The organism is Nonomuraea sp. NPDC049141 (assembly GCF_040648415.1).
In the GTDB taxonomy this organism is placed as follows: domain Bacteria; phylum Actinomycetota; class Actinomycetes; order Streptosporangiales; family Streptosporangiaceae; genus Nonomuraea.
Window position 1 is genome coordinate 1 of record NZ_JBEZDR010000093.1, and the last position, 3594, is coordinate 3594.

Annotated in this window: 2 protein-coding genes; both read left to right on the forward strand. The window is 70.8% G+C overall.

All coding sequences use genetic code 11. The features are described from left to right. The first annotated feature begins 204 nt into the window (after positions 1-204). Positions 205-2847 (forward strand): LuxR C-terminal-related transcriptional regulator, encoded by a 2643-nt coding sequence (locus AB0B91_RS64500; protein WP_358342891.1) that lies wholly within the window; start codon positions 205-207, stop codon positions 2845-2847. Positions 2848-3138: 291 nt separating this feature from the next. Then, on the forward strand, positions 3139-3594 hold a 456-nt coding region (locus tag AB0B91_RS64505), incomplete at its 3' end, for a thioredoxin-like domain-containing protein (RefSeq protein ID WP_358342893.1).

The following is a 3594-nucleotide window of genomic DNA, read 5'->3' on the forward strand; positions in this document are numbered from 1 at the left end:
GGCCGGGCCCGCGAAGCTGCTCCCGTTGCGGACGAGCAGGGCGGCGGCGAATGGGCGGGACGGCTACCCGTCTGGGCAAACGAGTCGACTGGACGTGTCCGGCATCCGGGCCCGGTGCTCGATCCAGGAGTCCTGCCAGCCGGATATCCTGGCAGACCGGACTCGTGACCCGGTGCTGCGAACACCCGCCCAACAGGAGTTCCCGTGCCCGACGCGATGATCAGGTCGACCGCTCAGATCGGACGGCGGTGGCCACTGGTGGGCCGCGACCCCGACATCGACCGGACGACCGATCGCCTGTTGGCGCCCGAGGGGCGCGCAGTGCTGGTCACGGGACCCACGGGAGTGGGCAAGAGCCGGGTCCTGGAGGCCGTCCTGCACCGTTGCGTGGCCAAGGGCCACCACGTGCTGCCGGCCAACGGAACCATGACGCACCATGATGCTCTGCTCGGTGTGGCCCATCCCCTGGCTCCGCAGATGGAGCCGCTCGACACCGCAGGAGCCCTGCACCGGCTCATCGAGAGCCTTCCTCAACCGACCGGACCGCACCTGGTGGTTCTCGCCGTCGACAACGTGAGCGGCATGAACGAGGCTGCCGCGCGACTCGTGGGAAAGCTGGCCTCGGAGCACAGGGTGCGGGTGCTGCTCGCGGCAACGGAGACCACGATCGACACGGGCCCGGTCGATGTGCTGCGCCGGACCGTACGGCTCGACCGGGTGGATCTCGCACCACTGGATTGGCAACACACCAGGCAGCTGGTCTCCGCCGCGTTCGGCACCGACGTCGACGGGCTCACCGCGGACGGAATGTGGCGGCTCACCGGAGGTAATCCACTCCTCCTGCGCGAACTGCTGCGGAACGCGGTCGAGAACGACGCGCTGACCCTCCACGATCACGTGGTGGGCTGGCGACAGGGCACGGTCGCCCGGTCCTGGGCCGGTGACGCGTTGACGGGACCGTTGGAGTCGTTGTCGACGGAGGAGACCGCGGCACTGCGATACATCGCCTACGGTGACGGGGCTCCGGTCGACGTGATCGAACGCCTGGCACCGATGTCGGTGATCGAACGTCTGGAGGAGCTCGGCCTCATCCGGCTCGACCAGTCCGATCCGTCCACGCTGGTCACCGTGGCCCACCCAATCACCGCTCGTACCGTCCGCACGCGGCCGGGGCGGGTGGGGGCCGGGCGCGGCCACGCCGAATTGGTCACGGCGCTGGAGGCGACCGGGTCCCCCGACCGGGTCCGCGACGTCCTGTGGCGGCTGGCCGCCCGGTTCGAGGTTTCCGATGACAAGGTGCTGCGAGCCTCCGCGGAGGCGTTACTCGGCCACGACGCGGCCACCGCGGAGCAACTGGCCCGACAGGTGCACGGCCCGGCAGCCGCCTGGCACCTCGGCCGCGCACTGCTTGCCCAAGGCAGTCATCGCTCGGCAGAGCGCTGGTTGGCCGAGGCGTACCGGAACCTGACCGATCCGGCGTCACGCGCGAACACCGCCGCACTGCGCGCCATCAACCGATGTTGGGGAATCGACGAGCCCGATAGTGCGCTCCAGATGGTCGCCGAGGCGCGGGCCGCGCTGCCCGCCGACGTCCACGCCGACCTGCTGGCGGCCGAGGCCTTCATCCTGGCCTTCGGCGGCCCGGCCGCCGAGGCAGCCGACGCGGTGGACCAGCTCTTGCAGCATCCGCCGCGCGATCCGCTCCTGGCGAGCGTGGTCCCGCCGCTCCGCCCGCGGCTCCTGCTGCTGAGCGGAAGGCCCGAGCGGGCCGCCGCGGAGTTCCCCACGGACCTGAGCGGAAAGCCGTCGATCTGGCCGGCGATGCGCGCGCTCCTCCAGGCCACCCACGTACAGACCCTCATCATGGCCGGTGCCGTCCGCCAAGCGGCAGACCTGGTCGGACGCCACTACCGGGACGCCGTGGCGCACGGCACGCCGGACGGGGTCGCCACCATCGCCCTCGCGGGCGGGATCTGCGCCTACTACCAGGGCGACGCCGGGCAGGCGGCGAGGTGGTTGCGTGAGGCCCGTGCGCTCACCGCCGAGCAGGTTGGCTTCAGATTCCGGGAAACCCTGCTGGCGATCGGCGTCGGCGTCGAGGCACAACTCGGGCAGGTCGAGAAGGCACAGGAACTGCTTTCCCGGCTCCGTCGGGGCGCGACGGCGCCCGCCGCTGCCGACTATGGCGCCTTCGGCGAGGTGTGGGCACTGGTCATCTCGGGCAACCGGACCGGAGCCGCCGCCCTCCTACGCCGTTTGGCGGCCGAGGCGGCCAGGGCCGGGGATCTGCTGATGGCCACGGAGTTCCTGCATGTGGAGGTGCGGCTCGCCCCGTCCGCCGCCGCGGCCGGCCGAGTCCGCGAACTCGCCGCCAGGACGGACGGCAGGCTCTTCGCCCTCCTCGCCGAGCACGCGGAGGCGTTGGCCCGCCGAGACGCACGGGTACTCAACCGGGTCAGCGCCACGTTCGAGGAGCTCGGATACCGCGGTTTCGCATTGGAAGCTGCGGCCAACGGGGCGATGTTCGGTGGCGGCCGGGTCACGAACGCGCTGGCCAGAAGGACGCAGCGGTTACTCGGCAAGCACCAGGGCACCTGGCCGGAGTGGCTGCCCGAGCCGAAGACCGCTCCGGCTCTGACCGACCGGGAACGGCAGGTCAGCGAACTCGCCGCGACGGGAATGGACACCCCCGCGATCGCCAGGGCGCTGACCATCTCGGCGCGCACCGCCGAGAACCACCTCCATCGCGCCTACAGCAAGCTCGGCATCCATCGCCGTCACGAACTCGCCAGTGCGCTCGCCGAGGACGGTTTCGTCCTCCCCACGATCGCCCGCCAGGTCGTGTAACGGCCCCGGTCGACCTGTCGCGGCCCGTCGGCCTGCCAGCCAACCATCCCGTGGGACGACCGGCACCGAAATGGCGTCCGCAGCGTCGGCCCCGGCTAGCGCCGGTTCGCCCGCGTGACCAGGAACCAGACCAGGCCGCCAATGAGCGCGGCGGACGAGACCACACAGCACAGCGTGGCGAGGTGCCACGGCTTGAGAGCACCCATGCCACACACCGTACCGATTCGCCACCGTCCCGAGGAGCCCCCGATGCCCGGCTCGGCTCCAGCAAGACATGGCAGGCTGGCTGACATGGGATCGACAGCGCGCGTACGTGCCCCCGAACTGCGGGGCCGGCAGTGGCTCAACACGGGTGGGCGGAACCTGACCTTGAAGGACCTTCGAGGTCGCTGTGTCTTGTTAGATTTCTGGACCTTCTGCTGCATCAACTGCCTGCACGTGCTCGACGAGCTGCGCCCGCTGGAGGAGAAGTACGGCGACGTGCTCGTCGTGATCGGCGTGCACTCGCCGAAGTTCGAGCACGAGAAGGACCCGGACGCGCTGGCCGCCGCCGTGGAACGGTACGGCGTGCACCACCCCGTGCTCGACGACCCCGAGCTGGAGATGTGGCAGCAGTACGCGGCCCGCGCCTGGCCCACCCTGTCGGTGATCGATCCCGAGGGCTACGTGGTGGCGACGATGGCGGGCGAGGGTCACGCCGAAGGGCTCGCCCGGCTCGTCGACGACCTGATCGACACCCACGAGGCG